4 protein-coding genes are annotated in these 6,207 nt (G+C 73.8%); all 4 read left to right on the top strand.

Features of this window, described 5'->3' with window-relative positions; genetic code table 11:
• Positions 1 to 89: 89 nt before the first annotated feature.
• A complete protein-coding gene (gene shc / locus AB0J74_RS14510; protein WP_363448205.1) occupies positions 90 to 2,024 on the top strand; it encodes a squalene--hopene cyclase in 1,935 nt (644 codons plus the stop codon).
• On the top strand, positions 2,021 to 3,520 hold the full coding sequence (gene ispH, locus AB0J74_RS14505) for a 4-hydroxy-3-methylbut-2-enyl diphosphate reductase (RefSeq protein ID WP_363448204.1): 1,500 nt from the start codon (positions 2,021 to 2,023) through the stop codon (positions 3,518 to 3,520). Before shc ends, ispH begins: the two co-directional genes overlap by 4 nt.
• Before the next feature lie 3 nt (positions 3,521 to 3,523).
• Positions 3,524 to 4,528, top strand: a complete 1,005-nt coding sequence (hpnH, locus tag AB0J74_RS14500; protein ID WP_363448203.1) for an adenosyl-hopene transferase HpnH — start codon at positions 3,524 to 3,526, stop codon at positions 4,526 to 4,528.
• A gap of 4 nt (positions 4,529 to 4,532) precedes the next feature.
• The coding region (locus AB0J74_RS14495; protein ID WP_363448202.1) for a 1-deoxy-D-xylulose-5-phosphate synthase at positions 4,533 to 6,207 on the top strand (1,675 nt) is incomplete at its 3' end.

The raw sequence follows: 6,207 nt of genomic DNA, 5'->3' as shown, positions 1-6,207 counted from the left end.
TGCGCTTATCCACCTCCAACCCCCCGCCCCCCCCGAGCGCGGTGTCCCCCTCTGCCGCGCGCCGCCCCCGTGTCCCGCGCGCCCCGCGCATGACCAGCACCGTCGATGTCGGAACACCGTCGCTCGACCAGCCGCCGCGCTCGGTCGCCGCGGCGCTGACGGCCGCCATCGGCCACCTGCGGCTCCGGCAGGACCCGGCGGGCTGGTGGAAGGGCGAACTGGCCACCAACGTCACCATGGACGCCGAAGACCTGCTGCTGCGGCAGTTCCTCGGCATCCGCACCGACGCGCAGACGGAAGAGGCGGCCCGCTGGATCCGGTCGCAGCAGCGCGACGACGGCACCTGGGCCAACTTCCACGGCGGTCCGGGCGACCTGTCGACGACCGTCGAGGCGTACGTGGTGCTCAAGCTCGCCGGCGACCCGCCGGACGCGCCGCACATGGCCCGGGCGCGCGCGTTCGCGTTGGAGATGGGCGGGCTGGAGCGCACCCGGGTGTTCACCCGGATCTGGCTGGCCCTCTTCGGGCTCTGGTCCTGGGACGACCTGCCCGAGCTGCCGCCTGAGATGATCTTCCTGCCCCGCTGGTTCCCGCTCAACGTCTACGACTGGGCCTGCTGGGCCCGGCAGACGGTGGTGCCGCTGACCATCGTCGGCAGCCTGCGCCCGGTTCGGCCCCTGCCGATCGGCATCGACGAGCTGCGCACCGGCGCACCGCCGCCGAAGCCAGCGGCGCCGTGGACCTGGACCGGCTTCTTCCAGCGCGCGGACCGGGTGCTGAAGCTCTACGGCCGGCACGCGGTCAGGCCGTTGCGCGAGCTGGCCCAGCGGCGCGCCGCCGAGTGGATCCTGGCCCGCCAGGAGGCCGACGGCTCGTGGGGCGGCATCCAGCCGCCCTGGGTCTACTCGCTGCTGGCCCTGCACCTGCTCGGCTATCCGCTCGACCACCCGGCGCTCAAGGCCGGCTTCGCCGGTCTCGACGCGTTCACCATCCGCGAGGAGACCGACGAGGGCTGGGTGCGCCGGCTGGAGGCCTGCCAGTCGCCGGTCTGGGACACCGCCCTGGCGCTGGTCGCGCTGCTCGACGGCGGCGTGCCGGCCACCGACGAGGCGGTCCGCCGGGCCGCGAGCTGGCTGCTCGACGAGGAGATCGCGGTGCCCGGCGACTGGGCGGTCCGCCGGCCCGAACTGGCTCCCGGCGGCTGGGCGTTCGAGTTCGCCAACGACCTCTATCCCGACACCGACGACACCGCCGAGATCGTGCTGGCGCTGCGCCGGGTCGCCGCCGGGCTGCCGGCCGACGACCCGCTGCGGTCGCGCATCGAGGGCGCCGTCGACCGCGGCGTCGGCTGGACCGTCGGCATGCAGTCCGGCGACGGCGGGTGGGGCGCGTTCGACGCCGACAACACCCGCACGCTGGCCAACAAGCTGCCGTTCTGCGACTTCGGCGAGGTCATCGACCCGCCGTCGGCCGACGTCACCGCACATGTGGTGGAGATGCTCGCGATCGAGGGGCGCGCCGCCGACCCGGTGACCCAGCGGGGGGTCACCTGGCTGCTGCGCAACCAGGAGTCCGACGGTTCGTGGTTCGGCCGCTGGGGCGCCAACTACGTCTACGGCACCGGCGCGGCCGTGCCGGCGCTGGTCGAGGCCGGCGTCGACGCCGGCGCCCCGGCCGTCCGGGCCGCCGTGCACTGGCTGGTCGCGCACCAGAACCCGGACGGCGGCTGGGGTGAGGACCTGCGCTCCTACGACGATCCGCAGAACTGGGCCGGCAAGGGCGCCTCGACACCGTCGCAGACCGCGTGGGCGCTGCTCGCGCTGCTGGCCGCCGGCGAGGCCGACCACCCGGCGACCCGGGCCGGCGTCGACTACCTGATCGGCACCCAGCGCGGCGACGGCGGCTGGGACGAGGACTACTTCACCGGCACCGGCTTCCCGGGCGACTTCTACATCAACTACCACCTCTACCGGCTGGTCTTCCCGATCACGGCGTTGGGCCGCTACCTGGGCGTCACGTCGTGACCAGCCCTCGCCGGCAGGCGCCGGTCATCTGTGTCGCGCTGGGCGTGGAGCGCCGGGCGCTCCGCCGCGCGCACACGGCCGTGCTGCGGGTCGGCATGGGACCGCGCCGGGCGGCGAAGGCGTTCCGGGCCTCCGGTGCCCTCGGCGGGCGGCCGGTGCTGGTCGCCGGCGTCGGCGGCGGGCTGGCACCGGGCGTGCGGCCGGGCGACGTGGTGGTGGCCACCGAGGTGCGCGGCCCCGACGGCAGCGTGCGGTCGTGCCCGTCGGCCCCGCTGCTGGCCGCCGAACTGCGCCGGCTGGGCCTGGTCGTGCACCTGGGCCCGATCGCCTCCGAGCGCCGGGTCGCCGGCCGGGCCGCCCGCGAGCGGCTGGCCGCCACCGGCGCGCTGGCCGTCGACACCGAGTCGATCTGGCTGGCGCCCACCGAGTCGCCGTTCGCGGTGGTCCGGGTCGTGGTCGACACTCCGAGCGAGCCCCTGCTGCGCCCTGGCACCGCCGCCCGCGGCATCCGCGCCCTGCGCCGGCTGCGGCTCGCGGTGCCGGCCATCGACGCGTGGGCCGACGCGACCGGGCCGCGCGCAGTGCGGCTGGCCAACCCGCGCTCGTTCTGCGCCGGTGTCGAGCGGGCCATCGAGGTGGTCGACCGGGCGCTGGAGCGGTTCGGGGCGCCGGTCTACGTACGCCGGCAGATCGTGCACAACACGCACGTCGTGCGCGACCTGGAGCGGCGCGGCGCGGTCTTCGTCGGCGAGGTCGACGAGGTGCCGCCGGGCAGCGTGCTGGTCTTCGCCGCGCACGGGGTCTCCCCCGCCGTGCGGGCCGAGGCCGACGCGCGCGGCCTGCGGGTGGTCGACGCGACCTGCCCGCTGGTCACCAAGGTGCACACCGAGGTGCGCCGGCACAGCGCCCGCGAGGCGACCGTGTTCCTGATCGGCCACGCCGACCACGAAGAGGTCGAGGGCACGGTCGGCGAGGCGCCGGCCGACGTGGTGGTCGTCGAAGACGCGGCCACGGCCGCCCGGGTGGTGCCGCGCGACGCCGGCAACGTCGCCTACGCGATGCAGACCACCCTGGCCGTCGACGAGGCGACCGAGATCGCCGACGTGCTACGGGCCCGGTTCCCCGACCTGCGGGCGCCCGGGAGCGACGACATCTGCTACGCCACCACCAACCGGCAGCGCGCCGTGCGTGACATCGCCGCGGGCTGCGACCTGCTGCTGGTGGTCGGCTCGCCCAACTCGTCCAACTCGCTCCGCCTGGTCGAGGTCGCACAGCGGGAAGGCGTGCCGGCCCGGCTCGTCGACCAGCCCGCCGACCTCGACCTCCGCACGCTCGTCGGGGTGCGCCACATCGGTGTCACCGCCGGCGCGTCCGCGCCGCCCACCCTGGTCGACGAACTGGTCGGCTGTCTCGGCGGGCTCGGACCCCTCACCGTGGACGAACCGCCCGCGGATCCGGAAGTCCTGCGTTTCACATTGCCCAAGGAGGTGAGCTGAACGATGGCCATGCCATTCCGGCAGTCCGTTCGGCTGGGCCGCTACCTGTTGAAGCAGAAGTTGCTCCGCAGGGAGAAGTTCCCGCTGCTGGTCGAACTCGAACCGCTGTTCGCGTGCAACCTGAAGTGCGCGGGTTGCGGCAAGATCGAACAGCCCGCGGCGCTGCTCAAGAAGCGGATGCCGGTCGAGCAGGCCGTCGCCGCGATCGAGGAGAGCGGCGCGCCGATGGTCTCGATCGCGGGCGGCGAACCGCTGATGCACAAGGAGATCGACGAGATCGTCCGGCAGTTGCTGGCCCGCAACAAGATCGTATTCCTGTGCACCAACGCGCTGCTGCTGCCCAAACACCTCCACAAGTTCAAGCCCCACCGCAACTTCTCCTGGATGGTGCACGTCGACGGCCTCAAGGACCGGCACGACCTGTCCGTCAACAAGGAGGGCGGCTTCGAGGGCGCGATCGACGCCATCAAGATGGCCAAGGCGGCCGGCTTCCGGGTGATGACCAACACCACGTTCTTCAGCAACGACTCGCCGCAGAACGTGATCGGCGTCCTCGACTACCTCAACGACGTGGTCGAGGTCGACAACATGCAGATCTCACCGGCGTACGCCTATCAGAAGGCTCCCGACCAGGAGCACTGGCTCGGCGTCACGGAGACCCGGGAGCTGTTCGCCAAGGCCTTCGCCAACGGCCGGCGGCGCAGGTGGCGGCTCAACCACTCGCCGATCTTCCTGGACTTCCTGGAGGGCAAGCGCGACCTGGCCTGCACCGCGTGGGGCATCCCGTCCTACTCGCTGCTCGGCTGGCAGCGGCCGTGCTACCTGCTCGACGACGGCTACGCCGCCACCTACAAGGAGCTCATCGAAGACACCGACTGGGACGCGTTCGGCCGGGGCAAGGACCCGCGTTGCGCCAACTGCATGGCCCACTGTGGATACGAGCCGACGGCGGTGATCGCCACTCTCGGCTCCCTCAAGGAGTCCGTGCGGGCAGCCGTCGGGCGGTGACGCGATGCCTTTGTTGGAGCGCATCCAGTGCCCGGCCGACGTGCGGGCACTGCCGGAGTCGGCGCTGCCCGCGCTGGCCGGGGAGATCCGGTCGCGGCTGATCGAGTCGGTGTCGCAGACCGGGGGTCACCTCGGCCCCAACCTGGGCGTGGTGGAGTTGACCATCGCGCTGCACCGGGTGTTCGACTCGCCGCACGACGCGCTCGTGTGGGACACCGGGCACCAGGCGTACGTGCACAAGATGCTCACCGGCCGGTGGGCGGCGCTCGACAGCCTGCGCCAGGAGGGCGGGCTGTCGGGCTATCCGTCGCGGTCGGAGAGCGCCCACGACATCGTGGAGAACTCGCACGCCTCGACGGCGCTGTCCTACGCCGACGGGCTGGCCAAGGCGTTCGCGCTGGGCGGCCGGCCGGACCGGTTCGTGGTAGCGGTGGTCGGCGACGGGTCGCTCACCGGCGGCATGGCGTGGGAGGCGCTCAACAACATCGGCGCCGCGCCGCAGCGGCCGATCGTGGTCGTGCTCAACGACAACGGCCGCTCCTACGCGCCGACCGCCGGCGCGGTCTCGACGCATCTGGTGTCGTTGCACTCCGCCTCCGCCGCCGGTTCGGCGGCGTCGGTGTTCGAGCAGTTGGGCCTGTCCTACCTCGGCCCGGTCGACGGCCACAACGCGGCCGAGGTCGAGGTGGCGCTGCGCAAGGCCAGGTCACTGGGCACGCCGACGGTGGTGCACTGCCTGACCCGCAAGGGCCTCGGGCATCCGCCGGCCGAGCAGCACGAGGCCGACCGGATGCACACGGTCGGCCCGGCCGGGCCACCGTCGTCGGCGCGAAGCTGGACGTCGGTCTTCTCCGACGAGATGGTGGCGCTCGGCGCGTCGCGGCCCGACGTCGTGGCGATCAGCGCGGCGATGCTCGGGCCGACCGGGCTCCAGGCGTTCGCCGACCGGTATCCCGACCGGGCGTTCGACGTGGGCATCGCCGAGCAGCACGCGGTCACCTCGGCCGCCGGGCTGGCCACCGGCGGCATGCACCCGGTGGTCTGCGTCTACTCGACGTTCCTCAACCGGGCGTTCGACCAGGTGATGATGGACGTCGCCCTGCACCGGCTGCCGGTCACCTTCGTGCTCGACCGGGCCGGGATCACGGGCAGTGACGGCCCGTCGCACCACGGCATGTGGGACCTGTCCCTGCTCGGCATGGTCCCCGGCATGCGGGTCGCCGCACCGCGCGACGGCGAGCAGCTCCGGTTGCTGCTGCGCGAGGCGGTCGCGCACCGCGACGGCCCGGCGGCGCTGCGCTTCCCCAAGGCCAACGTGGGTCCCGCCGTGCCCGCCGTGGGGCGGCTGGGCAGCGCCGACGTGCTGCGCTGGGGTTCGGCCCGGCGGCCCTCGTGGGCGCCGGGCGGCCCCTGGCAGGCGGCCGGCCCGGCTGGTGCCGTCGCCGCCTCCGGTAGGGCGGGGCCGGCGTCCGCCGCGGGTGTTGGCTGGGTGGCCTCTGGCGGTGCCGGGCAGGTCCCCGCCTCCGGCGGTGCCGGGCAGGCGCCGGCCCCGCGCGGTGCGGGCCAGGTCCCCGCTTCAGGCGAAGCCGGGCAAGCGCCGGCCCCTGGCGGCCAGGTCTCCGAATCCGGCGGTGCCGGGCAGGTGCCGGCCTCCGGCGGCCAGGTCTCCGAATCCGGCG

It is taken from the genome of Asanoa sp. NPDC049573, from assembly GCF_040676615.1.
Classification (GTDB): Bacteria; Actinomycetota; Actinomycetes; order Mycobacteriales; family Micromonosporaceae; genus Asanoa.
Note: the sequence above shows the minus strand (reverse complement) of the source record. Positions and strands in the feature narration are given on the sequence as shown.